Raw genomic sequence first — 24,415 nt, forward strand, 5'->3', positions numbered from 1 at the left:
CCATCATGGCAAGTCCCATCGCCGCGGTTGCGGAAACCGATGCCGCGCGCATCGACGATCGGCCCGCCCGCTGGGGTGCGGTATACGCAATGGCGCTGTGCAGCTTCGTGCTTATCGCGTCCGAGTTCATGCCGGTCAGCCTGCTCAGCCCGATCGCGCAGACGCTGAACCTCAGCGAGGGCAAGGCCGGACAGGCGATTGCCGTATCCGGCCTGTTCGCAGTCATCACCAGCCTTTCGTTGTCCGCCGTTCTGGGCAGGATGGACCGCCGGATCGTGCTGCTCGTGCTGACCAGCATGCTCGTCCTGTCCGGCGCCATCGTCGCATTCGCGCCGACCTATCTGGTGTTCATGGCCGGGCGCGCTCTTCTCGGCGTTGCGATCGGCGGGTTCTGGTCCATGTCCGCCGCGGTCGCGATGCGGCTGGTGCCGAGCCAGTCGGTACCGAAGGCGCTTGCGGTCATCAGTGGCGGTAATGCGCTCGCCACCGTGCTCGCGGCACCACTTGGCAGCTTCGTCGGCAGCCTGATTGGGTGGCGCGGCGCATTCTTCTGCGTAGTCCCCGTCGCGGTCGCAGCGGTGATCTGGCAGGCCGTCACGCTGCCGAGCCTCCCCGTGTCGGAACGGCAGAGCGCCCGTGGCATGTTTGCGCTGCTCCGCCGGCCGCCCGTGGTGTTCGGCCTGCTGACCGTCGCCATGCTGTTCGTCGGGCAGTTCTCGCTGTTCACCTATCTCCGCCCGTTCCTCGAGCAGGTGACGCACGTCTCGCCGGCGTTGCTGTCCATCATGCTGCTAATTCTTGGTGTATCCGGGTTCATCGGCACGGTCCTGATCGGTCGTGTGCTGAACGCGGGACTGTTTCTCACACTCGCCGTGTTGCCGACGTTGATGGCGGCCACGGCGGTGGCGCTGACGGTCGTCGGGACGTCGGTCGTCGCGGTCGGGATCCTGCTCGCGGTCTGGGGCTTTGCGGGCACGTCCGCGCCGGTAGCATGGTGGACGTGGTTGGCGCGCACCGTGCCCGACGAGGCGGAGGCCGGCGGCGGGCTGATGGTCGCGATCGTGCAGCTTGCGATCACGCTCGGCGCGACGATGGGCGGCATCGTCTTCGATACGGCCGGACCGCGCGCCGAGTTCCTGGCTAGCGCCGGCCTCCTGGCAGTAGCCGCGGTCGCCGCCCTGGCGATCGGTCGCGCGCATCGTGGCGCAGCCGGGCATGCGCAGGCCGCGACTGCATGAAGCAGGCGCTGGCGATCCTTCACTTCCTGCGTGACTGTGCCGAGCGCGGGGAGCGGGCCGCGCTGGTGACGCTGACCGACGTCACCGGTAGCGCGGCGCGCGCGCCCGGCGAGCATATGGCGGTCGCCGAAAGCGGACGGTCGCTCGGATCGTTTTCCGGCAGGTGCGTCGAAGCCGCGGTGATCGCCGAAGCGCAGGAGGTGCTAGCCGAAGGGTGTGCGCGACACGTGCGCTATGGAGACGGCTCGCGCTATATCGACATTCGACTGCCCTGCGGCGGGGGCATCGACTTGCTGTTCACGCCGACGCCGGATCGCCGGCAGATCGATTGCGCGATTGCCGTTCTGGAGCGACGAGAGCCGCTCACGCTCCAGCTCACCCAGGACGGCGATCTAGTTGCCGCCCGCTCAGACGTAGACCATTGCACGCAATGGCGCGATACGGCGTTCATCGTGCGGCACGATCCGGTCCTGCGATTGGTCGTGACGGGACACGGCGCGGAACCCGCCGCGATGCTCGACATCGCCCGTGCCTACGGCGCCGAGGTTATGCTCTTGAGCCCGCAGAATTCGCTGGTGGAGGATGCACGGGAGAAGGGCATGTCCGCTGCGCTTCTCCGCTTCGTCGGACGCGTCGACGGGTTGGTGATCGATCCCTGGACGGCCGTCATCACGCTGTTCCACGATCACGACTGGGAGACACCGCTGCTGCTCCAGGTCATGGAACAGCTCCCGTTCTTCGTCGGCGCGATGGGAAGCCTGCGTACACATCTCGAACGCCAGCGACGCCTGCTCGAAGCGGGCGCGATACCGGATGATATCGCGCGGGTCGTCGGACCGGTCGGTCTGATCAAGGCGACACGCGACCCGCAGACGCTGGCGCTCTCGATCATGGCACAGGTGGTACAAGCGTACGAAGCCGCGACGGCCTTCAACATACCGCGCCCCGCCCCTTCGACCATGAGCCATCCTCATGGTTTCATTGAACAACATGCACGCTCCGAACGCGGTGGCGGTGCGTTACAGTCCTCGACAATCGTTGATGTAAATCAGACCCTTACCGCGGACGCGCGGTTCGACAGGAAGGAAGACCAAGCCCATGCCCAGCGTATCTGAAGTGGAGTTTTCGCGGCGCGGGCTGCTCGCGGGAAGCGCAGCGACTGCCGTGATCGTCGCATCGCCGGTCGGTGCCGCTGTCACGACGCCGCCCAAGGCAGACGCCGCGCCGACCATGCCGGTGCGCTTCAAGGTCAATGGCGAGAAGCGCGAACTCAGCCTCGATCCGCGGACCACCCTGCTCGACGCGTTGCGCGAGCATCTCCACCTGACGGGGACCAAGAAGGGCTGTGATCACGGCCAGTGCGGCGCGTGTACCGTGATGGTCGACGGGGTCCGGATCAATTCCTGCCTCAGCCTCGCGGTGATGCATGAGGGCGACGAGATCACGACGATTGAGGGCCTCGGCACGCCCGACAAGCTGCACCCGATGCAGGCGGCCTTCATCAAGCATGACGGCTATCAGTGCGGTTATTGCACGCCGGGGCAGATCTGCTCGGCGGTCGCTGTCCTCGACGAGATCAAGCGTGGCATCCCGAGCCATGCGCAGGGCGACCTGATGACCAAGCCGACCGCGACGAACGTCGAGATGCGCGAGCGGATGAGCGGCAACATCTGCCGCTGCGGTGCCTATTCCAACATCGCCGAAGCCATGGCTGAAGTCGCGGGAGCAAAAGCATGAGAGCTTTCACTTATGAGCGCGCCAAGGACGCGAGCAGCGCAGCGCGTGCCGTTGCGGCAAACCCGGCCGCCAAGTTCATCGCGGGCGGCACCAACCTGCTCGACCTGATGAAGATCGAGGTCGAGACGCCGACGCATCTGGTCGACGTGCAGGATCTCGGCTTCGACAAGATCGAGGCGACGCGCGACGGCGGCCTGCGGATCGGCGCGCTGGTGACCAATACGAACCTCGCCGCCGACGAGCGCGTCCGCCGCGATTACGGCGTGCTGACCCGCGCGATCGTCGCCGGGGCTTCGGGCCAGTTGCGCAACAAGGCGTCGACCGCGGGCAATCTGCTCCAGCGGACGCGGTGCCCGTATTTCTACGACACCAATATGGCGTGCAACAAACGCAAGCCGGGTTCGGGTTGCGCCGCGATCGGTGGCTATTCGCGCCAGTTGGGCGTCATCGGCGTCAGCGATAGCTGCATCGCGACGTTCCCGGGCGACATGGCGGTCGCGATGCGCGTGCTCGACGCGGTGGTCGAGACCGTCGATGCGACCGGTCAGCGCCGCTCGATCCCGATCGCCGACTTCCACCGGTTGTGGGGTGATACGCCCCAGCAGGATACCGTGCTGAAGCAAGGCGAGCTGATCACCGCCGTCACTTTGCCGAAGCCGCTTGGCGGCAAGCATTTCTACGAGAAGGTGCGCGATCGTGCATCCTACGCCTATGCGCTGGTGTCGATCGCCGCGGTGATCCAGCCCGATGGCACCGGGCGCGTCGCGTTCGGTGGCGTGGCCCCCCGCCCCTGGCGTGTCGAGGCGGCGGATGCCTTGCTGCCACGCGGTGCCGCCGCAGTGACGGCGCGTGCGTTCCAGGGTGCGACGCCGACCAAGGACAACGCGTTCAAGCTGCCACTTGCCACCCGCGCGCTGGCCTCGGTCCTCGCCGAAGCGAAGGCATAAGCCCATGAAGTTCGAGACACCCGCCACTACCAACCCGATCGACCGCATGAAGGTCGTCGGGCGTGCGCAGACCCGCATCGACGGCCCGCTCAAGACCACCGGGCTGGCGCCCTACGCCTATGAACGTCACCGCGAGATCGAGAACGCCGCGTATGGCTATGTCGTCGGCGCGGCCGTTGCCAAGGGACGCATCAACGCGGTCGACACGGCCGCAGCCAAGGCCGCGCCCGGCGTCATCGCGATCGTCACCGCTGCCGACGTGGGCAAGCTCGGCAAGGGCAAGTTCAACACCGTCAAGCTGCTCGCCGGACCCGACGTCGATCATTACCACCAGGCCGTCGCTGTCGTCGTCGCCGAAACGTTCGAGCAGGCGCGCGCAGCCGCGGGTCTGGTTCGTGTCGATTACGCGCGGGGCAAGGGCCGGTTCGATCTCGACGCTGCGTTGAAGACGGCCCCACTGACCGATGCGGAAAAGCCCGGTAAGGGCGAGGACCGGGTCGGCAAGTTCGAGACGGCCTTCGCATCCGCGCCGGTCAAGCTGGACGCCGAATACACGACGCCCGATCACAGCCACGCGATGATGGAGCCGTTCGCCTCGATCGCCGCCTGGAACGGCGATGCACTGACGGTGTGGACGTCGAACCAGATGATCGACTGGGGACGTACCGATCTCGCCACCACGCTAAACATGCCGAAGGAGAAGGTTACCTTTCTGTCGCCTTATGTCGGTGGCGGCTTTGGCGGGAAGCTGTTTCTCCGCAGCGATGCGGTCCTGGCGGCGCTCGGCGCGAAGGCGGCGGGGCGCCCGGTCAAGCTCGCGATGAGTCGCCCGTTTATGGCCAACAACACGACGCACCGTCCCGCCACGCGCCAGCGCATCCGCATCGGTGCGACCAAGGACGGCACGATCACCGCGATTGCGCACGAGAGCGGCTCGGGCGACCAGCCTAACGGCAGCCCGGAGGCCGCCGTCCTGCAGACTAACCTGTTGTACGCCGGCGCGAACCGCCTGACGTCGATGCGGCTGGCCGTGCTCGATCTGCCCGAGGGCAACGCGATGCGCGCGCCGGGTGAAGCCCCGGGCCTGATGGCGCTCGAGGTCGCGATGGACGAGATGGCGGAAAAGCTCCGCATGGATCCGATCGCCTTCCGCGTGAAGAACGACACGCAGGTCGATCCGAAGGACCCCAAGCGCCGCTTCTCGCAGCGCCAGCTGGTGCGCTGCCTGACCGAAGGTGCGCAGCAGTTCGGCTGGTCGCGCCGCAACGCGCAGCCCGGCCAGGTCCGCGACGGTCGCTGGCTGGTTGGGATGGGCGTGGCGTCCGCGTTTCGCAACCACATGAACATGACGTCGGGCGCGCGCGTCCGGCTCGGCAAGGACGGCATCGTCACGGTCGAGACCGACATGACCGACATCGGCACCGGTAGCTACACCATCATCGCGCAGACCGCGGCGGAGATGATGGGCGTGCCGCTCGACACGGTCGTCGTGAGACTCGGCAGTTCCGCGTTCCCGGTCTCGGCCGGGTCGGGCGGCCAGTTCGGCGCCGCCAACTCTACCGCGGGCGTCTATGCCGCGTGCGTGAAGTTGCGCGAGGCGGTGGCGCAGCGTCTCGGTTATAATTCGGCTGACGTCGTGTTCGACAGTGGCAAGGTCACGAGCGGCAACCGTTCGGCGGACCTTCGCCAGGCGGCGTCGGCCGGCGAACTCGTAGCCGAGGACAAGATCGAATACGGCACTCTCGACAAGAGCTGGCAGATCTCGACCTTCGGTGCGCACTTCGTCGAGGTCGGCGTCGACACCTACACCGGTGCCACCCGCTTGCGCCGGATGCTCGCGGTTTGCGCGGCCGGACGGATCATCAATCCGACATCGGCACGCAGCCAGGTGATCGGTGCGATGACGATGGGCGTCGGCAGCGCACTCATGGAGGAACTGGCGGTCGACAAGCGCTTCGGCTTCTTCGTCAACCACGACCTCGCCAGCTACGAGGTGCCGGTCCATGCCGACATCCCGCACCAGGAGGTGATCTTCCTCGATGAGGCCGACGACAAGGCCAATCCGATGAAGGCCAAGGGCATCGGCGAGCTCGGCCTGTGCGGCGTCGGCGCGGCGGTCGCCAACGCGATGTACAACGCGACCGGCGTCCGCCTGCGCGACTATCCACTGACCCTCGACAAGCATCTCGACCGGTTGCCGACGGTGGCGTGAGCCACGCCGGTCGATCCGCGGCGGTTGCAACGAATGGGAGACAAGACGATGATACCCGAGAAGACCGCCCTGCTGCTGATCGAGTACCAGAACGACTTCGTGAGCGAAGGCGGTGCGCAGCATGATGCGGTGAAGGCGGTAATGGCCGACACCGACATGCTCGCGCACAGCCGGTCGGTCGTGGAACAGGCGCGTGCGCAGGGCGTGACCGTAATGCACGCGCCGATCGGCTTTGCGGACGGCTATCCCGAGATGCCGTCCGATCCCTACGGCATTCTGGCCGGCATCAAGAAGGCGCAGGCCTTTCGCAAGGGCAGCTGGGGCGCGGCGATCGCCGATGCGATGGCGCCGGTCGACGGCGACATCGTGATCGAGGGCAAACGCGGCCTCGACTGCTTCGCGAGCACCAATATCGATTTCATCCTGCGCCAGCGCGGCATCACCGATCTGGCGATCGCCGGCTTCCTCACCAATTGCTGCATCGAGTCGACCATGCGCTCGGCATACGAACGCGGCTTCCGCGTCGTCACGCTGACCGACTGCACGGCAACCTTGAGCCCCGAGGAACAGGAGGCGGCGGTCACGAAGAACTTTCCCATGTTCTCCAAGCCGATGACGCACGACCAGTTCCTGGCCGATCTGGAGACACCCGCATGAAGTTCGACACGCCTGCGAACACGACGCCGATCGACCGCCTGACCGTGGTCGGTCGCGCGCACACGCGCGTCGAGGGTCCCCTGAAGACGACCGGCACGGCGCGTTACGCGGCCGAGCATCACGACTTCGCGCCGGATGCGGCGCATGGCTACATCCTCGGCGCAGCGATCGGCAAGGGACGTATCGAACGCATTGATACCGCGGCGGCACGCGCCGCGCCTGGGGTCCATGCGATCGTCACGTATGAAAACTCCGGTCCGATCGGCAAGGGCGAGTTCTACACGCAGCGTATTCTGGCCGGGCCATTGGTCGATCATTATCATCAGGCGGTGGCAGTCGTCGTCGCCGATACGTTCGAACAGGCGCGCGCCGCGGCGGCACTGATCCGCGTGACCTATGCTCGCGGTAAGGGTCGCTTTGACCTGGCCGCGCAGAAGCCATCGTCCCCGATCGCACCGAAGGAAGCGTTCGGAGGCCCAAGCGAGCAGTCGGTCGGCGCCTTTGCGACCGCGTTCGCCGGTGCCCCGGTCAAGGTCGACGAGACCTACACCGTTCCCGATCAGGCGCATGCGATGATGGAGCCCCACGCATCCATCGCGCGCTGGGATGGCGACAAGCTGACGTGCTGGACGTCGATCCAGGCGATGAACTGGGGCTGTCGAGACTTGGGCCTCATCATCGGCACGCCGAAGGAAAACATCCGCCTGCACTCGCCCTTCATCGGCGGCGGTTTTGGCGGCAAGGGCACGACGCAGAGCGATCTTGCACTCGCGGCCATCGCCTCGCGCGTATCTGGTCGTCCGGTCAAGGTCGTGTTGCAGCGCCCGTTGATGTTCAACAATACCATTCACCGGCCCAAGACGATCCAGCGCATTCGATTGGGCGCCGGCAAGGACGGCCGTCTCGTTGCCATCGGTCACGATAGCTGGTCGGGCAACCTGGCCGGTGGCCGCACCGAGCCTACCACCCTTCCGACGCAGCTGATGTACGCGGGAAAGAACCGCCTGTTGCGACGCTATCTCGCCCCTCTCGATCTCGCCGAGGGCAACGCCATGCGCGCGCCGGGCGAGGCGCCGGGGATGATGGCGCTGGAAGTCGCGATGGACGAGCTTGCCGAAAAGCTCGGCATGGATCCGGTCGCACTGCGTATCGCAAACGACACGCAAATTGACCCCGCAAAACCCGAACGCCGTTTTTCCACCCGGCCGTTCGTACAGTGCTTGCGAGAGGGCGCGGACCGGTTCGGCTGGAACGCGCGGGTCGCAAAACCCGGCAGCCGGCGTGAAGGCAAGTGGCTGATCGGCATGGGTGTCGCCAGCGCGATCCGCGGCGCACCGATCATGAAGGCCGGCGCTCGCGTACGGCTGGGCAAGGACGGGCACGTCACGGTCGAGACCGACATGACCGACATCGGCCAGGGCAGCTACACGATCGTCGCGCAGACCGCCGCCGAGATGATGGGCGTTCCCTTAGACCGCGTGACCGCGAAGCTCGGGGACTCGACCTTTCCCGAGACACCCGGCTCGGGCGGTCAGGCCGGAGCAGCGTCGGCCACCGCCGGCGTCTACGCCGCATGCGCGAAGCTGCGCGACCTCGTTGCGCAGCGGATGGGATTCAACACGACCGATGTGACGTTCGCGGACGGACGCGTCAGTTCGGCGGGCCGTTCGGTCCCGCTTTCCGATGCAGCCAAGGACGGCGAGATCGTCGCCGAGGATTTCATGGAATATGGCAACCTCAGCAAGGAGTATGCGCAACAGACCGTCGGCGCGCATTTTGCAGAGGTCGCGGTGGACGCCTATACCGGCGCGGTCCGCGTGCGCCGTATGCTGGCGATCTGCGCCGCGGGACGCATCCTCAATCCGATCACCGCGCGCAGCCAGGTGATCGGTGGGATGACGATGGGCATCGGCGCCGCACTGATGGAGGAGATGGCGGTCGACACCCGGTTCGGCTTCTTCGTCAATCACGATCTCGCCGGTTACGAAGTGCCGGTTCACGCCGACGTGCCGCATCTCGAAGCGCATTTCATTAACGAGGTCGATGCGACCATGTCGCCACTGAAGGCAAAGGGGGTAGGCGAACTGGGCTTGGTCGGCGTCGCACCGGCAATCGCCAACGCGGTCTACAACGCGACCGGCGTGCGGGTGCGCGAGTATCCGTTGACGCTCGAGAAGCACCTTGCGGGCCTGCCTGAACTCGCATGATGCCTGTGCTCCAGCACTGCGTTGCGGCAGTGGCGGCTGCGGTGACCAGCGCGCCCGCCAGCGTGGTACCCCTCCCGCCAGGCGAGCGCGACCTTCCGGCAATCGTCGCGGATCGCCCGGTTCTGGTTCCCGGCGCGACGAAAGACCTCGAGGGCCCGGTCTTCCCGCCGGGCGGCGACCTCCTGTTCTCGGACGTGCAGGGAAGCCGCGTCCTGCGGCTGGACGCTCATGGTCGTATCGCGGAGGCATTCCGGCTTAAGGGGCTCAACCCCGGCGGGATGGCCCTCGGACCTGATGGCCGGCTCTACATCGCCGCCGCCAATGCGAAGGGCGGCGGCGCCGTGATCTCGGTACAGCTCGATGGTACGCAACAGCGCACGATCGTGCCGGAAAGCGCCGGGTTCGCGCCAAATGACGTCACCTTCGATGCGAAGGGCGGCTTCTATTTCAGCGACGCCCGCGGATCGATCGGCGAGGCGACCGGCGGCGTCTGGTATGTCGGCCCGGGCGGCGCGCCGCCGAAACCGGTAGTCCGCAACCTGGCCGTCGCCAACGGCATCGCGCTCAGCCCCGACGGGAAGCAGTTGTGGGTCGGCGAATTTGCGCTGGGTCGCCTGTACCGTATCACGCTAAAAGATGCGACGACGCCGGCCCCCTTCGGCGCGACGACCGCCTATCATTTCACCGGACCGGCGCCGGATTCGATGCGCGTCGATGCGTCCGGTCAGCTTTACGTGGCGATGTACGGTCAGGGTCGCATCCTGGTATTCTCTCCCTCGGGGCTTCCGATTGGCCAGATCCTGCTGCCCGGCCGCGATGCCGGGCGGAACCTGAACCTGACGAGCATGGCGATCCGGCCCGGCACGCGTGAGATGACGATCGTGACGAGCGACGGCACACGAGGCGGCAACGCAACCGTCTTCCACGCCCGCACGATCGAGCGCTAAACCTTATCGACGTTCGGTGCGAGCACCCGCCTTGAACCCGTTGCCCGACGAGGCGTAGGCGACCACGAAGGCGATGCCCAGCAGGACCAGCATCGCCGGGAAGAACGCCTGAATGCCGGCGCTGCGATAGATCAGCGCACCGATCGCGCCGCCGCACGCGATGCTCACGTTCCAGATCGTGGTCAGCATTGCGCCGACGATATCGACCCCGTCGCCCGCGGCGTCGGACGCTGCCGTCTGAATCGAGGTGGCAGCACCCCCAAAGGTCAGGCCCCAGAGCACGACACCGACCAGGATCACCCCATTGCTGTGTGGCAGAAAGCCGAGCACCATTGTCGCACCCGCGAATACCGCCAGGCTGGCCAGGACGTGAAGGCGCAGATGGCGGTCCACTGCGGCACCGGCGATCCAGATCCCCGCCAGCGCCGCACAGCCGAACACCAGCAGCAACAGGCTGACCCGGTCACCGTCGCCTGCCCATTCCGCGTAGGGCGCGAGATAGGTGTAAAGGATGTAATGCGCCGTCACCCACCCAAACGCGGTGGCGAGGATCATCGCGACGCCCGGCATCCGCAGCACGGCAAGGTTCGACAGCTTGCGCTCGGGCGGCTGTCCGGCGCTGTCCGGCATCTTCCACGCGACCGCGCCAGCGAGGCACAATGCCAGCGCAGCCAGCACGAGGAACGCGGTTCGCCAGCCGATCGCCCCACCCGCGAACGTGCCCAGCGGCACGCCGACCGACAGCGCGAGCGGCGTGCCGATCATCGCCAGCGCGAGCGCCTGGCCCTTCAACCGATCGACGACGAGCCGACGGGCATAGCCCCCGAGAATGCCCCAGCCGAGCCCGGCGGCAACGCCCGCCGCAAACCGCGCGACGAGGGTCACCGCAAAGCTGTGTGACAAGGCTGTCACGACATCGAACACCAGCAGGCCGAGGATCGCCGCAAGCAACAGCGGTTTGCGCGCATAGCTCTGCGTGAAACTGACCAGCGGGATGGCTGCCACCACCGACCCCACGGCGTATACCGTCACCATCTGACCTGCGAGTGCACGCGAAATGGACAGGTCATCAGCAACCTGCGGCAGGAGGCCAGCCGGCAGCGTTTCGGTCACGATCGCGGTAAACCCGGTCAGGGCCAGTAGGATGAGCGCGCCGACGGGGAGCGTATCGCGCTCGGACTGCGCAGGGGGTTCGCTATGCAAGGAAATACCTTCGTTGCGACCGCCGGGCGATCGACGTGCGGGAATGGGGGACAACAATAGTACGAACCGGTCGCACGATCGTGTCATGGCGGTTGCTCAACGCCTAGATGAGCGGAGCACAAGGTGAACGCCGCTCATCGCATCATCAACGCGCAGCCGCGTTGTCCACGGTCGGATCGGCGATTATCTCAACGATCGGCAGAGGCCGGGGGAGGAAACGATCATGACGCATCATGCGACACAGTCGGCAACTGGCTGACTATGGCCCGAACGAACACGATGGAATCTACGCGGATCGGCCATGACGATGTCCACGATCTCAAGGCAGCGCTGCGTGACGGGGGTATGCCCGTGCTCGATGCGGCCATCGCCGATGCGCTGTCGAACAAGTCGCGCCACCATGGCTTCCGGATCAGCGCAGGCGATGCTCCAGCAACACCGTGCCACATGAGCGTAACAGGAGGATGACGATGCGCACTATCGTGGCCGGACGGCCTTTCCTTTGTCTGTTGGCAATGCTGGCGGCATGCGGCCAACCTGCCGCGACAGCGACTACGACCGCGACGGCGACCAACACGGTGGACTCCAGCAAGACCAGCGCGAGCGAGGTACGAACAATGACGACGATCGAGATTGAGGCCGGGACCCGCAAGTGGACCGCGCAGATCGCGGACAACCCCTCCGCCCGCGATTTCCTCGCGCAGCTCCCGCTCGACCTGACGCTGACCGATTATGCGGCGACGGAAAAAATCGCCACCCTGCCCCGCCCGCTGACCCGTGACGGCGCGCCGGCCGCGGTCACGCCGCGTGCCGGAGAAATCGGCTATTACGCACCCTGGGGCAACATCGCGTTGTATCACAAGGATGGCCCGCACTCGCCGGGCCTGGTGATCCTCGGTCGGATCGACGAGCATTATGCCGACCTCGCCACTCCGGGCGCCGTGAAGGTCACGATCCGACGGCGCAACGCCGCGCCACCGACAAGCCGCCCGCCCGAGTGATGAACGTTCCTCACCTCTTCGTTGCACCCAGGTAATGCATATCGCGCTTAATCAAGACGTTGAGGTCTTACGTCTGCGATGGGCGGGGGGAGTTTCAGCACGATGGCGACGACGGAGCGCAAGCAGGGCCTGATCGCCCGATCGATACGATACGGGGTAACGGCGGCCTTTGGCATTGCCGGACTGGCTTTGCTCGTCGGTGGCATCATCCTCGTCGCCGATCATGGCTCGCTCTATTACCCGATCGCCGGATTGGCATTGCTGGCAACCGGGTGGCTGGCGTTCCGATGCGATCGTCGCGCGCGCATCGTATACGGCGTGCTCATCGCCGGGACGTTGGCCTGGAGCCTGTGGGAAGTCGGCATCGATGGCTGGCAGCTCGTGCCCCGATTGCTCGCGCCGCTGGCTCTCGGACTGCTCCTGTTCCTACCGCCCGTTCGCGGATCGCGGACAGGTCACCGCAGCGCACGTCGTACCCTGTCGATCGCCGGAGCGGGCATTGCACTCGCGATCGTCGCGGGTCTCGCACTGCATGCGATGGGACCGGACGATCCCCAGCCGGGATGGCTGCGTCGTGGCGTCCAGCCGTCTGCGCCCGGACTGCTCGCCAGCCCGCTCGCGAGCATCGGTCGCGGTGACTGGACCGCGTTCGGCAACGATCAGGGCGGTACCCGTTTCAGCCCGCTGGCACAGATCAACGCGGCCAACGTGCGTGATCTGAAGGTCGCCTGGACCGTCGATGCGGGGCCGGTCGGTCCGGGACCGAAGAACGGTCTGGAAACCGTACCGATCATGATCGGCGACACTCTGTACGCGTGCAGCGGCAACAACCGGATCCTCGCCTATGACGCGGAGGACGGCCGCACGCGTTGGGTCCACGACATGGCGCCCGGCATCCCGTCCGCCGGCAAGCCCTGCCGCGGCGTATCCTATTACCGCGTGCCCGGCGCGACCGGACTGTGCGCGGAACGGATCTACGGCGCGAGCCAGGTGCCGACGCTCGTCGCGGTCGATGCGCGCACCGGCCGCATCTGCCCCGGGTTCGGCACGGCCGGCGCGATCGACCTGAACGCCAACATCAGCCGCTATCCCAAGGGGCAATATTACGTCAGCTCCGCGCCGCAGATCATCCGTGGCAAAGTGGTCGTCGGGGGCGGCATTCCGGACAACCAGTTCTGGCATGGCCCGTCGGGCGTGATCCGCGCCTACGACGCGGTCACCGGCCAACTCGCCTGGGCGTTCGATCCCGGGCACCCGAACCGCATCGGCGCTCCGCCCGCCGGCCAGACCTACACGCCGTCGTCGCCCAACAGCTGGGCACCGATCAGCGCGGACGAGGCGCTAGGCCTGGTCTACGTGCCGATGGGCGGATCGACTCCCGACAATTACGGCGGCCAGCGTCGGCCGTTCGACGATGCGCTGGGCGATGCGGTCGTGGCGCTGGACGCGGAAACCGGGCGACTGCGCTGGCGTTTCCAGACGACGCATCACGACATCTGGGACTATGACGTTCCTGCCCAGCCGACGCTGGTGAACCTGCCGGTGGCAGGCGGCACCCGGCCGGCGCTGATCCAGGCGACCAAGCGCGGCGAGGTGTTCGTGCTCGACCGTCGAACCGGGCGTCCGATCCTGCCGGTCGTGGAACGGCCGGTGCCACAGGACAGCGTCACGCCGGGCGACCGTCTGTCCGCGACGCAGCCCTTCTCGCCCGGCCTTCCCGCCTTCCGAGGCGGTGCGTTCCGCGAAAAGGACATGTGGGGCACGACGCCGATCGACCAGATGCTGTGCCGGATCCAGTTCCGCCGCTCGCGCTATGCCGGTCACATGACGCCGTCCGCGCTCGACAAGCCGACGCTGTTCGATCCCGGATCGGCCGGCGGCGTCAACTGGGGCGGCGTATCGATCGACGTCGATCACGGGATCATGGTGGTGACATGGATGCGGACCGCCGACCGGGTCGAGGTCGTGACCCGCGCCGAGGCCGAACGCCGCAAGTTAAAGCTCAACGACGGCAAGACCCCCGGCGGCGATGCGCAGCGGCCGATGCTGAACACGCCCTATGGGGCCTATGGCACGCCATTCCTGTCGCCGCTGGGCGTCCCGTGCACGACGCCGCCCTGGGGATTCATCGGTGCGGTAGACCTGACGAGTGGCAAGCTTATCTGGTCGAAGCCGCTCGGCTCTGCGCGTGATACCGGACCGCTCGGCATCCCGTCGATGCTGCCGATCACGATCGGCACGCCGCTCACCGGCGGATCGGTCACGACCCGCGGCGGGCTGGTGTTCGTCGGCGCGGCCGCGGAGAACACACTGCGCGCACTCGATGTGCGGACCGGCCGCGAGCTGTGGCAGGCGCGCCTGCCTGGCGGGGCCAATGCGTCGCCGATGACGTACACGAGCCCCAGGAGCGGGCGTCAGTTCGTGGTGATCGCCGCCGGTGGCAACAAGTCGCTCAAGACGAAGCTTGCGAACAAGATCGTCGCCTTTGCGCTCCCGCCGCGTTGATCTCCCCAGTTTGCTTGCGAGGCGACGCTACAGAGCGCAAGATACCCCATGCCGACCAGTCGATCCGATCTTGCCGACCTCACCTATTTCCTCGCAATCTCCCGGCATCGAAGCTTCAGGCTTGCCGGGCTCGAACTGGGGGTCAGCGCGTCCGCACTCAGTCACGCGCTGAAGGGGCTTGAGGCCCGGCTCGGCGTCCGCCTGCTGCACCGCACCAACCGCAGCGTCACGCTGACTGCGGCCGGCGAGGAGTTGCGCGACAAGGTAGCCGAACCGTTCGGCACGATCGATCAGGCGGTCGAGGGCCTCAATCGCTATCGCGATGCGCCGACCGGGCGGGTTCGTCTCAACGTCGCCGCCGAAGCCGCACCGCTACTGCTGGCGCCGATCATGCCGGTTTTCATCGAGCGGTATCCCGATATCGAGATCGACATCGCCGCGCTGGATCAGATGACCGACGTGATCGACGACGGTTTCGACGCCGGAATCCGATACGGCGGAACGGTACCCGAGGACATGGTGGCGCAGCGGCTGTCGGGCGAGCTTCGCTGGGTAGTCGTCGCGTCTCCCGCCTATCTCGATAAATTCGGCGTTCCGCAGCATCCGTCCGATCTGGAACAGCATCACTGCCTCGGGATTCGTCTCGGCAACGCGCATATCTATCGGTGGGAGTTCGAAGGTCCCGAGGGCGAGTTCTCCGTCCCCGTACCGAGCAAGATCCTCGTCAACGGCGGGCGGGCCATGCTCGCCATGGCACTTGCAGGGACCGGCCTCATGTACGGGATGGAGGCTTCCTTCGCCCCCCATCTCGCGCGGGGAGAGTTGCGGCTGGTGCTCGAGGACTGGGCGACGATGGGCCCCGGCTACCACGTCTATTATTCGAGCCGTCGCCAGGTGCCGACCGGTCTCAGGCTGTTGATCGAACTCATCCGGGAGATGCGTCCGCTGGGGCTTTAGCACCTTCCCCCGACGGTGAGGGCTGTTTCACGCAGCAATGAGCATGACGCCCGTCGCATGAGGTGAGCCCGCCCCTAAATAAGATGATGGCCTCAACATCACCGTCCAGCGACGGAGCAACGCCAGAACGGGCAACGCCAGACCGCGCGACGCCGCCCTCGTTTGCAAAAACCGTCGCTATCCTCAGTGCGCTGATGGCATTCGCATCGATCTCCACGGATCTGTATCTGCCTGCCATGCCCACGTTGGGCCAGTCGCTTGGCGGCAGCCAGGGGAGCGTCGAACTGACGTTGTCGAGCTTTCTGATCGGCTTCAGCCTGGGACAGCTCTTCTGGGGACCTATCGGCGATCGCTACGGACGCCGCGCGCCCATCCTGTTCGGGCTCGTCCTGTTCATGATCGGCTCGGCCGGGTGCGCGCTCGCGGGCAGCGTCGGGCAACTGATCGTGTGGCGGATCGTGCAGGCGGCCGGCGCCTGTGCCGGTCCCGTCCTCGCCCGCGCGATGGCACGCGACCTGTATGGGCGCGACCGGGCCGCGCAATTGCTGTCCACCTTGATGCTGGTCATGGGCGTCGCCCCGTTGCTCGGCCCGCTGATCGGCGGTCAAGTGCTGCTGATCGGATCGTGGCGGCTGATCTTCTGGCTGTTGGTTGTGCTCGGCATCGCGATCTTCGCGGCCGTGCTGCGGCTGCCGGAAAGCCTGCCGCGCGAACGACGCTCGACGATCGGCCTAAGCGCGGTGCTCGGCAATTACTGGCTGATGGCGAAAAGCCGCACGATCATGGGCTATGCGATCGCCAGCGGTTGCTATTACGGCGGCATCTACGCCTATCTCGCCGGCACGCCGACCGCGTATATCAGCTATTATCACGTGGCACCGCAGGCCTATGGTCTGCTGTTCGGCCTCGGCATCATCGGCCAGATGCTGCTCAACCTCCTCAACACGCGCTTTGTCGTCCGGATGGGGAGCGATTACATGCTGCGCTGGGGTGCGACGCTGGTCGGTGTGTCAGGAGTCTGGGCGGGCGTTGCGACGACGACCGGGATCGGCGGTCTGTGGGGCCTGGTCCTGCCGCTGTTCTTCTTCCTGTCCGCAAACGGCCTATTCGTCGCCAACGCGATGGCCGGCGCGCTCGCCGTCAATCCGGACCGCTCGGGGGCGATATCGGCGTTCGTCGGCGCGATCCAGTTCGGCAGCGGCATCTTCGGTTCGGCGCTGGTCGGCTGGTTCGCCGACGGCACGCCTCGGCCGATGGGTCTCGTGATCGCGGTGCTGGGCACCGCGAGCTTCATCGTCACGCTGCGCACGATCCGGCAACCGCGCGGTTCAGGCGACATCATTGAGGTGGCTTCACTGCCGCATCAAGCGACACCGGTCTAATCGGGGACGGGGTCGCTGCCCATCTCGTGCCTGGACATCAGGAGAGACAGCATGAACCCCCGTTATGATTTTACCGAACAGGTCGCGTTCGTCACCGGTGCAGGCCAGGGCATGGGCCGCGCCACCGCCGAGGCTTTCGCCGCGGCCGGCGCGGCGGTCGTATTGATCGACGTCCGCGCCGACACCGCCGAGGCTGCGGCCGCCGGCATCGTCGCGGCAGGCGGTCGTGCGATCGGTTTTGCCTGCGACGTGACGGACGAGGATCAGGTCGCGGCGGCGATCGCGCGCACGGTCGAAACCTATGGCAGGCTCGACATGGCCTTCAACAACGCAGGCATCCAGGCGCCCGCGGTCGACCTCGCCGATCAGTCGGCGGACGATTTCGATCAGGTTGCGGCGATCAATCTGCGCGGCACCTGGGCGTGCATGAAGCACGAGCTGCGACAGATGCGGACGCAAGGGCACGGTGCGATCGTCAACAACGCGTCGGCCGGCGGTCTCGTCGCGCAGGCCGATCTGGCGGCATACAACGCCACCAAGTTCGGCATCGTCGGCCTGACCAAGAGCGCCGCGCTGCGCTATGCCGCTCGCGACGTGCGGATCAACTGCGTCTGCCCCAGTGCAATCGACACGCCGATGGTGGCGAACATGAAGACCACCCAGCCGGAAGCAATGGAAGAAATCTTCCGTCTCCAGGTGATCGGTCGCCTCGGCCGTGCCGAGGAAGTCGCCGCCGCCGTGCTCTGGCTGGCGAGCCCCGGTGCCAGCTTCGTTCACGGCGTCGCACTGCCGGTGGATGGCGGCTTCACGGCCAACTGACACGGACGGTCCATCCGGCGTCCCGAAACGGCGGGATGGACGTTCCGGTACGCGCGCCTGCTGCGATCTAGCTGCCGGGCGCGTCCAGCTTGCGCAGCGCGGCGACGCCCGAGAACGCCCTCGGCCAACCGGCATAGAATGCGAGATGCGCCATTGCTTCGCCGAGTTGGGCGCGGGTCAGCCCATTCTCGATCCCGTGCGTGAGATGAAAGCCAAGCTGGTCGGCATCGCCGTTCGCGGTCAATGCCACGATCGTCACGAAACTCCGGTCGCGCGGACGCAGGTCGGTCCGTCGCCAGAGATCCTGAAACAGCGGCCCGTTGGTCAGCTGCGCCAGCGATGGCGATATCGGCGTCACGGTACCGGTCACGGTTGCCGCCCGCGCCGCATCGCTATCCGGGACCGGCAGCAACGCAGTGAGCGCCGGCTGACGCGCGGTTGCCGCAATGCCGCGCTTGGCGAACACCCGATCGGCGACCTCGCACGCCGACACCGCGTTCGGCCAGCCCGTGTAGAAGGCCAGATGGGTAATCAGCCCGCCGATCTCGACCGGCGTCAGCCCGTTGTCGAGCCCCAGCTCCAGGTGGCTCGCCAGCTGTTCGGTCTTGCCGGTCGCGATCAGCGCGCTGATCGTCACAAGACTGCGATCGCGCGGCGATAGCGCGGGCCGTTTCCAGACGTCGCCGAACAACAGCCGGTCGGTATACTGAGCCAGCGCCGGCGCAACCCGCCGCATCGTTTCCGGCGCCTTCGGCTGTGCCGCACGCGCTGTCTGCGCAGTTGCGGGCGTCTGCGCCATCGTGGCAACCAGGGCGAGTACGGCGATCCACATGCGTTTATCCTTCTACGATTGTGGCGCGAGCGGGCCGTAGCCTGGCCGCTTGAACAGCAGATCTTCGTGGGCCACGATCTCCGGCTCGTAGACCGCGGCCATCCAGTCGTTCGCCGGAACTTCCCGGATCGCCACCGATACCTCATCCACCTCGCTATCGAGCGTGTCGGTAACGGCAGCGACGATCCGTGCCGTGAGCGCCTGTCGGGCGGCGAGGGGATGCCCCGCCACCACGCTTACCAGGACATGCGGCATGGCTCAGTTGTCCTTGAAGACGTCGCGCGCTGCCTGGATCGCGGTCATCGCGGTCGGCCAGCCCGCATAGAAGGCGGTGTGCGTGATCGCGGCAATGATCTCGTCCTGCGTCAGGCCGTTCTCGATCCCCTTCTTGAGATGGAAGCCAAGCTCGTTGTGCCGGTACAGCGCCGCCAGATTGACGATCGTGACGAGGCTGCGGTCGCGCGGCGACAGCGTGTCGTCCGCCCAGACGTCGCCAAACAGGACCTTGTCGGTAATTTCTGCGAGCTTCGGTGCGATATCGCCGAAGGTGTCACGTGCGTTGGTCGGTTCGTCTGCCATGTGGTCTTCTCCTCTTCACAGATATTGAAGTCAGCGAGCGGTCGAAACACGGCGCGCTGTCGATAGTCAGATAATGCCGCCGCATCCCCCTGATTACCGGCCCTCGCGTACATGCCCCGATGAAGCTGGCTCATTGAACGACGGGATCGTCAGCCGAGGGGCCGTAGTTCCCGGATCAGGTCGAGCAACAGCCGGAGCGGGACCGGCACCTGCCGCCGGCTGGAATAATAGAGATGGAAACCGGGGCCGGTCGTCGACCAATCCTCCAGCACGAGCCGCAGGCTGCCTTGGACGATGTGGGGGGCGAAGGCGGGTTCGATCCCGTACATCATGCCGGCGCCGTTGATCGCCATCGCCTGCATCGTCGGCGTTTCGTTCACCGTGACGCGGCTGGGCAGCGCGACTGCGAACTCTCCTTCGGGGCCTTCGAACTCCCACTGATAGATGCGGTCGTCCCCCAGCCGGACGCCGAGGCAGCGGTGATCGAGCAGGTCCTCCGGGCGCGCTGGTACGCCGAACCGATCGAGATAGCCGGGTGACGCGGCGACGACCCAGCGCAGGTCCGGCGACAGTCGCTGCACGATCATGTCCTCGGGTACCGTGCCGCCATAGCGGATCCCGGCATCGAACCCCTCGCCGACCACGTCGACCAGACGGTTGCTGGCAACGATGTCGACCGCGATATCGGGATAGCGATCGAGAAACACCGGCATCACGGGGCCGAGCAGCAGCGTGGCCGCATCCGCCACAACGTTCAGGCGGATGTGCCCGGCCGGCTTGTCCCGGAACCGGGCGAGGTTCTCGACAGCCTCGCCGATCGCGGCGAACGGGGCGTCGATCGCTGCGAGCAGCTCTTCACCAGCGGCGGTCAAGGTGACTGAGCGGTTCGTACGGTTAAACAACCGTACGCCTAGACGACCTTCCAGCGCTTTGAGCGAGTGGCTCAGAGCCGATGCGCTGACGCCCATATCGAGCCCGGCAAGTCGGAAGTTCCGGTGTCGGGCGATCGCCAGCACATACGCGAAGTCGGCAAGATCGGCTCTGCTGGCCATTGTGGTCCCAGCTTCTCCGTGACGTTCGATTTTGCTCAGCGTCGAGGCCCCTTGAACTGGGTATCAGTGACGGGCTCGAGCCAGTTTACGTTCTTGCCATCGAGCGTCTCGCTGATCGCCAGATGGCTCATTCCGGTCGTCGTCGTCGATCCATGCCAATGGCGGACTCCCGGCTTCACGTAAACTGTGTCGCCCCGACAGATGAGAGCGACGGGTCCGCCCCACTCCTGCGTCCACCCGCAACCACGCATGACGTGAAGCGTCTGCCCCGCAGGATGCGTATGCCAGTTGCTCCGCGCTCCAGGTGCGAAGGTTACTAACGCCGTTCCGGCCTGCCCAGGAGGCGTGGCGCTGGTCAATCTTCGTACGGTTACTCGACCAGTGAAGGTGGCAGCCGGACCTGGCTTAGCCACGATGGCATTATATTTAACAATCGTCTGAGCTTGCCCAACCGCCGGCACGGCCAGCAGCGTCATCGCCACGAGCGTCGATTGCAGCATACCATATTGATTAGGTCGCATACTGGTCCTCCGTGACCGCATCGAGCCAATCGACGTTCTTGCCGTCGACCGTCTCTGTGATCGCAATATGGCTCATTCCCGTCGTTGCGGTAGCGCCGTGCCAATGCCGTTCGCCCGCATCGAAGAACACGGTATCGCCCGGACCGACGTCTTCACGCGCTTCACCCTCGCGCTGAACCCAGCCTCTTCCGGCGGTGATGATGATCGTTTGGCCTGCTGGGTGAGTGTGCCATACCGTGCGGGCTCCCGGTGAAAAGGTCACGACCGCGGTGGACGCACGCCCGGGCGGGCTGGGCTGAGCCATGTTGTCGATGCGGACAGTACCCGAGAAATTGCTAGGTACATTCCCCTTCCTCGACGGTGCCGAACCATTTCGAGTGATTTTCATGATAATCTCCATGATGGAGGAATGAGGCACCGCTATAACGCTCCAGCAGACCAAGAGGTCATTGAGCTTAGCTCATTGCAACGTTGAATCGTTCGGACGACAGCATCGGCTTATCAGCTAACAATTAGCCCGTTATGTTTGGCGCCGGCTCCCCGTCGGCAGCTGCCCGAGCTTTCACAAATACTTTGGCGAAGCGGGCCGTCGGGAGGACTAAGCAACTAGAAACTCGCCTTGCTCAGTAGTGAAGCGCCATCGAGAAACCGCGTCGATTATTCGCGCGGTCATCGCAATCCGATATCGTTTGCGAAGACCCAACGATCACAGGCCAGCTCCAGAGCTGCCGGTCTTGACGAAAAACAAGAATGACAGATTTTTCACGTACGCGGTGGCACGAGGCCGCGCCCACGCGTTGTCGCCGTTCCTCAACGAATGGGATACCATGCCGAAAACATTGACTATTATTGGCATGGGCGCCTGCGGCGTCGCTGCATTCGCCGAAGCGGTTACTCGGCTATGCTATGATCCAGGCGACGGGTGGAACGTCCACCAGGAAACGGCCGATTAGCCCCCCTGCCCCATCAAATGAACGAACGTCTGTTTACCCCAATCGCCGCCCGAAAACAGCCGGTCCGCTTTCCACCAGAAATGCAGACGTTCCGCATCGCCGGATGATGTAAGCCGCGCGCCGTTAGAAACCTACGCCTTCACTCGCCTCAGCTTTCTTCGTCAGGCCCACAATCGAATCTGCCAGCGGCGAGATCGGCAAGTATGGGATTGCCGAAGACGACACGGCGGTCTTCGGGTGCTTCGCCGAGATCATCCGGATGCCATATGAGGACGCCCGACCTGCCACCCTGCGCACGCTCGATTCGTGAAAGCTGAGCTGCGGACGCACCAGAGTGCCGCGAGAGCTCGGCTAACGACCAGCCGAGAGCCTCGCGCCCGAGGCGCAGGCGCTGACAAGCTGATAAATCTTCGTGCCTTGAAGGCTACCGTCGAACAAGAGCGCTGGACGACCACTGTCACCAGCGATCGCCACCTGCGGCCAATCGATTTCCAGTTCCTCCATGATCCGGTCAAGCGTGGAGCCTTGCGGCCAGGTGTGTCCGTTTTCGATCCGCGACAAGGCTACCCGGCTTATCCCGACCCTGCAGGCTCGTTTATGCTGGCTTATCGGGTCTACAACACCGCGCACCCCGGTACGATGATCCTTGAGGATCTGCCCCAGGTCGGCGCGCAGGTGGCTGAAGCCTTTTGGCAGTCGCATTCGGGCGGGGGGACGTTCCGTCTTCATGAAAGACCAATGATGGCGACTGTATGTAGATTTCGTGCACGCCCGGTGACGGCCGTCCCAAAACGTCGCTATGGCCGTCGCCGGATCATATTGGCACAACCTGTCGATGCGCAAGACGCATTAGCCGAGCTCGTACGCCTGCTGGCACGACAGGCAGCGGCCGAACATCATGCGCGCATGCAGGATTCCCGTGCGGCAAAAGCTGTGAAACAATAAGCCATGCTCACGACCACGCACCGCCGCATCGCACTCTATGGCAGGCACCCAACCGCCATGCAGTCGGCGTCGTCGAGCGCCGATCAGGTCGCGTCCTGCGCGCCGCTGGTCGGCTATCTTGGCGGCACCGTGACAGCGACGTGGCTCGACCCGGAATTGTCGGGGTACCGTCGCGACCGTCCCGGGCTCCGGCAGTTGCTGCGCGCAGTGGAAACGGGCGAGATCGACATCATCGTGTGCGAGGCCCTCGATCGGCTGGCGCGCGATGCCGAGGACGTGGCCTGGCTGGGCAAGAAGCTCGCCTACCACAGGGTCCAGCTACATACAGTGAGCGAAGGCCATGTCGACGAGATCAAATTTGCGGTCGCCGGCCTGCTCGGCTCGATCTTCCTCAAGCATCTGGTCGACAAGACGTTGCGCGGCATGGAGGCTGCCGTACTCGCGGGGCGGTTCGCCGGAGGGCGAGCCTATGGCTACAAGCGCATGGTCCGGCTAGATGCTAAGGGCGAAGTACAGCGCGGACTGCTCGAAATCGATGAAGCGCAGGCTAAAGTGGTCCGCCGTATCTTCGCGTGGTTTGCCGCGGGGCTTCCTCCATTCAGATCGCCACACGCCTGAACGAGGAAGGCGTGCCCGGCCCGCGTGGCGGGCAGTGGAACGCCTCGACGATCCGCGGCGACCCGACCAAGCTGGTCGGCATCCTCAATAACCCGCTCTACGCGGGTCGGCTGGTTTGGGGCCGCCGGCAATGGCGCAAGAACCCGGACAGCGAGAAGCGCGAACGCCGCTACCGGCTCCGCGATCGTACGGAATGGGTCGAGGTGGCGGTGCCAGAGCTAAGCGTCGTTGACGACGCGCTGTTCGACGCGGCGCACGCCGAGATCGAGCGCCGCAAGCGTGCGCCACAGGCAGCCTCGCCAGCCGGCCAAACCCGCGCGCGGCATCTGCTGTCGGGCCTTATCCGCTGCAGCTGCTGCGGTGCCAATTACACGATCAGCGGCAAGGACTATTACCGTTGCGCGGGGCAGAAGGAGCGCGGCACGTGCGGAAACCGCGTGTCGGTACGCAAACGTCCACTGGAGACCGCGACGCTGGCGATCCTCCAAGAGCATCTCCTGACCGACGAGCCTGTGCGCGTGTTCATAGAGGAGTTCGAGCGCGAACTGCAGCAACTGACACGCCAAGACACGGGCCAGCATGACGCTGCGCAAAGGCGCTTGAATCAGGTCCCCACCGAGATCGAGAATCTGTACCAGAACCTACTGGCTGGCCTCGCCAGCCCGGCGCTGCGCGCGATGATCGCCGAACGCGAGGCCGAGAAGGTGCGACTGGAGGCGCGCGGAGGCGCCGTACACGATCGCAAGCCGACCGCGACCCTCTTGCCGCATCCGGTACTCGTCGAGCAGTTTCGGAGCAAGGTCGCCTCGCTCCGTCAGTCGCTGGACGACGCCTTGATCCGAACCGAAGCAGCCGCAGTGCTTTCGGCACTCATCGAGAGCGTGACGATATTTCCCGACGAGCCGGGCGGCCCGGAGGCGGAGGTGGTGGCGAGGGTATCCGACTTGATGGCCTTCGCTACAAACGACATCGCCGCCCCGAGGGGCGGCGATCGTAGTTCTATAGCGGTGGTTGCGGGGACAGGATTTGAACCTGTGACCTTCAGGTTATGAGCCTGACGAGCTACCGGGCTGCTCCACCCCGCGACATTCGCGTTAGCGAAG

At 65.6% G+C, this 24,415-nt stretch carries 25 protein-coding genes and 1 tRNA gene; 16 read left to right on the forward strand and 10 right to left on the reverse strand.

Annotation, left to right across the window (positions count from 1 at the left end; translation table 11 throughout):
• Nucleotides 1-5 precede the first annotated feature (5 nt).
• The 8 genes from C8J46_RS19025 to C8J46_RS19060 are packed head-to-tail and all read left to right on the forward strand — an operon-like array spanning nucleotide 6 to nucleotide 9,945.
• Nucleotides 6-1,238 (forward strand): MFS transporter, encoded by a 1,233-nt coding sequence (locus tag C8J46_RS19025; RefSeq protein WP_132742255.1) that lies wholly within the window; start codon nucleotides 6-8, stop codon nucleotides 1,236-1,238.
• The gene (locus C8J46_RS19030) at nucleotides 1,235-2,353 is read left to right on the forward strand and encodes an XdhC family protein (RefSeq protein WP_132742256.1); all 1,119 of its coding nucleotides are present in this window, start codon (nucleotides 1,235-1,237) and stop codon (nucleotides 2,351-2,353) included. Before C8J46_RS19025 ends, C8J46_RS19030 begins: the two co-directional genes overlap by 4 nt.
• Entirely contained in the window at nucleotides 2,337-2,975 is a 639-nt protein-coding gene (gene paoA, locus C8J46_RS19035; protein WP_132742257.1) for an aldehyde dehydrogenase iron-sulfur subunit PaoA, read from the forward strand. The genes C8J46_RS19030 and paoA overlap by 17 nt, the downstream gene beginning before the upstream one ends.
• Nucleotides 2,972-3,922: a xanthine dehydrogenase family protein subunit M gene (locus tag C8J46_RS19040; RefSeq protein WP_132742258.1), complete on the forward strand. Its 951-nt coding sequence runs from the start codon at nucleotides 2,972-2,974 to the stop codon at nucleotides 3,920-3,922. Before paoA ends, C8J46_RS19040 begins: the two co-directional genes overlap by 4 nt.
• A gap of 4 nt (nucleotides 3,923-3,926) precedes the next feature.
• Nucleotides 3,927-6,134: an aldehyde oxidoreductase molybdenum-binding subunit PaoC gene (paoC, locus tag C8J46_RS19045; protein WP_132742259.1), complete on the forward strand. Its 2,208-nt coding sequence runs from the start codon at nucleotides 3,927-3,929 to the stop codon at nucleotides 6,132-6,134.
• A gap of 48 nt (nucleotides 6,135-6,182) precedes the next feature.
• The gene (locus C8J46_RS19050) at nucleotides 6,183-6,791 is read left to right on the forward strand and encodes a cysteine hydrolase (RefSeq protein ID WP_132742260.1); all 609 of its coding nucleotides are present in this window, start codon (nucleotides 6,183-6,185) and stop codon (nucleotides 6,789-6,791) included.
• Nucleotides 6,788-8,998 carry an aldehyde oxidoreductase molybdenum-binding subunit PaoC gene (paoC, locus tag C8J46_RS19055; protein WP_132742261.1) on the forward strand — a complete coding sequence of 737 codons (2,211 nt, stop codon included), beginning with the start codon at nucleotides 6,788-6,790 and terminating at the stop codon, nucleotides 8,996-8,998. Before C8J46_RS19050 ends, paoC (C8J46_RS19055) begins: the two co-directional genes overlap by 4 nt.
• Nucleotides 8,998-9,945: an SMP-30/gluconolactonase/LRE family protein gene (locus C8J46_RS19060; protein WP_165886662.1), complete on the forward strand. Its 948-nt coding sequence runs from the start codon at nucleotides 8,998-9,000 to the stop codon at nucleotides 9,943-9,945. Before paoC (C8J46_RS19055) ends, C8J46_RS19060 begins: the two co-directional genes overlap by 1 nt.
• Before the next feature lie 3 nt (nucleotides 9,946-9,948).
• Here C8J46_RS19060 and C8J46_RS19065 read toward each other — a convergent pair whose 3' ends face one another.
• A complete protein-coding gene (locus C8J46_RS19065; RefSeq protein WP_243643518.1) occupies nucleotides 9,949-11,148 on the reverse strand; it encodes an MFS transporter in 1,200 nt (399 codons plus the stop codon).
• A gap of 279 nt (nucleotides 11,149-11,427) precedes the next feature.
• Here C8J46_RS19065 and C8J46_RS19070 point away from each other — a divergent pair, with 279 nt between their 5' ends.
• The 6 genes from C8J46_RS19070 (at nucleotide 11,428) to C8J46_RS19095 (ending at nucleotide 17,812) form a co-directional block, all read left to right on the forward strand.
• Nucleotides 11,428-11,616: a hypothetical protein gene (locus tag C8J46_RS19070; protein ID WP_132742264.1), complete on the forward strand. Its 189-nt coding sequence runs from the start codon at nucleotides 11,428-11,430 to the stop codon at nucleotides 11,614-11,616.
• A gap of 2 nt (nucleotides 11,617-11,618) precedes the next feature.
• Complete coding sequence (locus tag C8J46_RS19075) at nucleotides 11,619-12,149, forward strand: cyclophilin-like fold protein (protein ID WP_132742265.1); 531 nt, start codon at nucleotides 11,619-11,621, stop codon at nucleotides 12,147-12,149.
• A gap of 102 nt (nucleotides 12,150-12,251) precedes the next feature.
• Nucleotides 12,252-14,654 (forward strand): membrane-bound PQQ-dependent dehydrogenase, glucose/quinate/shikimate family, encoded by a 2,403-nt coding sequence (locus C8J46_RS19080; protein WP_207894236.1) that lies wholly within the window; start codon nucleotides 12,252-12,254, stop codon nucleotides 14,652-14,654.
• A gap of 48 nt (nucleotides 14,655-14,702) precedes the next feature.
• Nucleotides 14,703-15,611: a LysR family transcriptional regulator gene (locus tag C8J46_RS19085; protein ID WP_132742267.1), complete on the forward strand. Its 909-nt coding sequence runs from the start codon at nucleotides 14,703-14,705 to the stop codon at nucleotides 15,609-15,611.
• A gap of 86 nt (nucleotides 15,612-15,697) precedes the next feature.
• Nucleotides 15,698-16,993, forward strand: a complete 1,296-nt coding sequence (locus C8J46_RS19090; RefSeq protein WP_207894237.1) for a multidrug effflux MFS transporter — start codon at nucleotides 15,698-15,700, stop codon at nucleotides 16,991-16,993.
• Between the two features lie 51 nt (nucleotides 16,994-17,044).
• Nucleotides 17,045-17,812, forward strand: a complete 768-nt coding sequence (locus tag C8J46_RS19095; RefSeq protein WP_132742269.1) for a glucose 1-dehydrogenase — start codon at nucleotides 17,045-17,047, stop codon at nucleotides 17,810-17,812.
• Nucleotides 17,813-17,879: 67 nt separating this feature from the next.
• On the opposite strand, the gene C8J46_RS19100 is transcribed toward C8J46_RS19095, so the two are convergent.
• From C8J46_RS19100 to C8J46_RS19125, 6 genes are all read right to left on the reverse strand, one after another.
• Nucleotides 17,880-18,644, reverse strand: a complete 765-nt coding sequence (locus C8J46_RS19100) for a carboxymuconolactone decarboxylase family protein (protein WP_132742270.1) — start codon at nucleotides 18,642-18,644, stop codon at nucleotides 17,880-17,882.
• Between the two features lie 12 nt (nucleotides 18,645-18,656).
• The gene (locus tag C8J46_RS19105) at nucleotides 18,657-18,899 is read right to left on the reverse strand and encodes a tautomerase family protein (protein ID WP_132742271.1); all 243 of its coding nucleotides are present in this window, start codon (nucleotides 18,897-18,899) and stop codon (nucleotides 18,657-18,659) included.
• A 3-nt stretch (nucleotides 18,900-18,902) separates the two neighbouring features.
• Nucleotides 18,903-19,223 carry a carboxymuconolactone decarboxylase family protein gene (locus tag C8J46_RS19110; protein ID WP_120301630.1) on the reverse strand — a complete coding sequence of 107 codons (321 nt, stop codon included), beginning with the start codon at nucleotides 19,221-19,223 and terminating at the stop codon, nucleotides 18,903-18,905.
• 149 nt (nucleotides 19,224-19,372) lie between these two features.
• Complete coding sequence (locus C8J46_RS19115; protein ID WP_132742272.1) at nucleotides 19,373-20,275, reverse strand: LysR family transcriptional regulator; 903 nt, start codon at nucleotides 20,273-20,275, stop codon at nucleotides 19,373-19,375.
• Nucleotides 20,276-20,310: 35 nt separating this feature from the next.
• Nucleotides 20,311-20,817, reverse strand: a complete 507-nt coding sequence (locus C8J46_RS21345; RefSeq protein WP_347812389.1) for a cupin domain-containing protein — start codon at nucleotides 20,815-20,817, stop codon at nucleotides 20,311-20,313.
• Entirely contained in the window at nucleotides 20,786-21,184 is a 399-nt protein-coding gene (locus C8J46_RS19125; protein WP_132742273.1) for a cupin domain-containing protein, read from the reverse strand. The genes C8J46_RS21345 and C8J46_RS19125 overlap by 32 nt, the downstream gene beginning before the upstream one ends.
• 982 nt (nucleotides 21,185-22,166) lie before the next feature.
• Between C8J46_RS19125 and C8J46_RS21350 the strand changes: the two genes are divergently transcribed.
• Both C8J46_RS21350 and C8J46_RS19140 read left to right on the forward strand, forming a co-directional pair.
• Nucleotides 22,167-22,694: a hypothetical protein gene (locus C8J46_RS21350; protein ID WP_243643520.1), complete on the forward strand. Its 528-nt coding sequence runs from the start codon at nucleotides 22,167-22,169 to the stop codon at nucleotides 22,692-22,694.
• A 3-nt stretch (nucleotides 22,695-22,697) separates the two neighbouring features.
• On the forward strand, nucleotides 22,698-23,312 hold the full coding sequence (locus tag C8J46_RS19140) for a recombinase family protein (RefSeq protein ID WP_132742275.1): 615 nt from the start codon (nucleotides 22,698-22,700) through the stop codon (nucleotides 23,310-23,312).
• Nucleotides 23,313-23,530: 218 nt separating this feature from the next.
• Here the strand turns inward: C8J46_RS19140 and C8J46_RS19150 are convergent, their stop codons facing one another.
• The 3 genes from C8J46_RS19150 to C8J46_RS19155 form a co-directional block, all read right to left on the reverse strand.
• Nucleotides 23,531-23,893 (reverse strand): hypothetical protein, encoded by a 363-nt coding sequence (locus C8J46_RS19150; RefSeq protein ID WP_165886663.1) that lies wholly within the window; start codon nucleotides 23,891-23,893, stop codon nucleotides 23,531-23,533.
• Nucleotides 23,894-23,953: 60 nt separating this feature from the next.
• The gene (locus C8J46_RS21450) at nucleotides 23,954-24,082 is read right to left on the reverse strand and encodes a hypothetical protein (RefSeq protein WP_279388914.1); all 129 of its coding nucleotides are present in this window, start codon (nucleotides 24,080-24,082) and stop codon (nucleotides 23,954-23,956) included.
• 238 nt (nucleotides 24,083-24,320) lie between these two features.
• Nucleotides 24,321-24,397: transfer RNA gene (locus tag C8J46_RS19155), tRNA-Met, on the reverse strand.
• Between the last annotated feature and the right edge of the window lie 18 nt (nucleotides 24,398-24,415).

The sequence above is a fragment of the Sphingomonas sp. PP-F2F-A104-K0414 genome (genome assembly GCF_004340945.1).
Lineage (GTDB): Bacteria > Pseudomonadota > Alphaproteobacteria > Sphingomonadales > Sphingomonadaceae > Sphingomonas.

Excerpts from the sequence above, each read along its gene's own strand:
- C8J46_RS19025 (WP_132742255.1), top strand. The coding sequence starts at position 6 with ATGGCAAGTCCCATCGCCGCGGTTGCGGAAACCGATGCCGCGCGCATC.
- C8J46_RS19030 (WP_132742256.1), top strand. The coding sequence starts at position 1,235 with ATGAAGCAGGCGCTGGCGATCCTTCACTTCCTGCGTGACTGTGCCGAG.
- paoA (WP_132742257.1), top strand. The coding sequence starts at position 2,337 with ATGCCCAGCGTATCTGAAGTGGAGTTTTCGCGGCGCGGGCTGCTCGCG.
- C8J46_RS19040 (WP_132742258.1), top strand. The coding sequence starts at position 2,972 with ATGAGAGCTTTCACTTATGAGCGCGCCAAGGACGCGAGCAGCGCAGCG.
- paoC (WP_132742259.1), top strand. The coding sequence starts at position 3,927 with ATGAAGTTCGAGACACCCGCCACTACCAACCCGATCGACCGCATGAAG.
- C8J46_RS19050 (WP_132742260.1), top strand. The coding sequence starts at position 6,183 with ATGATACCCGAGAAGACCGCCCTGCTGCTGATCGAGTACCAGAACGAC.
- paoC (WP_132742261.1), top strand. The coding sequence starts at position 6,788 with ATGAAGTTCGACACGCCTGCGAACACGACGCCGATCGACCGCCTGACC.
- C8J46_RS19060 (WP_165886662.1), top strand. The coding sequence starts at position 8,998 with ATGCCTGTGCTCCAGCACTGCGTTGCGGCAGTGGCGGCTGCGGTGACC.
- C8J46_RS19070 (WP_132742264.1), top strand. The coding sequence starts at position 11,428 with ATGGAATCTACGCGGATCGGCCATGACGATGTCCACGATCTCAAGGCA.
- C8J46_RS19075 (WP_132742265.1), top strand. The coding sequence starts at position 11,619 with ATGCGCACTATCGTGGCCGGACGGCCTTTCCTTTGTCTGTTGGCAATG.
- C8J46_RS19080 (WP_207894236.1), top strand. The coding sequence starts at position 12,252 with ATGGCGACGACGGAGCGCAAGCAGGGCCTGATCGCCCGATCGATACGA.
- C8J46_RS19085 (WP_132742267.1), top strand. The coding sequence starts at position 14,703 with ATGCCGACCAGTCGATCCGATCTTGCCGACCTCACCTATTTCCTCGCA.
- C8J46_RS19090 (WP_207894237.1), top strand. The coding sequence starts at position 15,698 with ATGGCCTCAACATCACCGTCCAGCGACGGAGCAACGCCAGAACGGGCA.
- C8J46_RS19095 (WP_132742269.1), top strand. The coding sequence starts at position 17,045 with ATGAACCCCCGTTATGATTTTACCGAACAGGTCGCGTTCGTCACCGGT.
- C8J46_RS19100 (WP_132742270.1), bottom strand. The coding sequence starts at position 18,644 with ATGTGGATCGCCGTACTCGCCCTGGTTGCCACGATGGCGCAGACGCCC.
- C8J46_RS19105 (WP_132742271.1), bottom strand. The coding sequence starts at position 18,899 with ATGCCGCATGTCCTGGTAAGCGTGGTGGCGGGGCATCCCCTCGCCGCC.
- C8J46_RS19110 (WP_120301630.1), bottom strand. The coding sequence starts at position 19,223 with ATGGCAGACGAACCGACCAACGCACGTGACACCTTCGGCGATATCGCA.
- C8J46_RS19115 (WP_132742272.1), bottom strand. The coding sequence starts at position 20,275 with ATGGCCAGCAGAGCCGATCTTGCCGACTTCGCGTATGTGCTGGCGATC.
- C8J46_RS21345 (WP_347812389.1), bottom strand. The coding sequence starts at position 20,817 with ATGCGGTCACGGAGGACCAGTATGCGACCTAATCAATATGGTATGCTG.
- C8J46_RS19125 (WP_132742273.1), bottom strand. The coding sequence starts at position 21,184 with ATGAAAATCACTCGAAATGGTTCGGCACCGTCGAGGAAGGGGAATGTA.
- C8J46_RS19140 (WP_132742275.1), top strand. The coding sequence starts at position 22,698 with ATGCTCACGACCACGCACCGCCGCATCGCACTCTATGGCAGGCACCCA.
- C8J46_RS19150 (WP_165886663.1), bottom strand. The coding sequence starts at position 23,893 with ATGCTGGCCCGTGTCTTGGCGTGTCAGTTGCTGCAGTTCGCGCTCGAA.
- C8J46_RS21450 (WP_279388914.1), bottom strand. The coding sequence starts at position 24,082 with ATGCGGCAAGAGGGTCGCGGTCGGCTTGCGATCGTGTACGGCGCCTCC.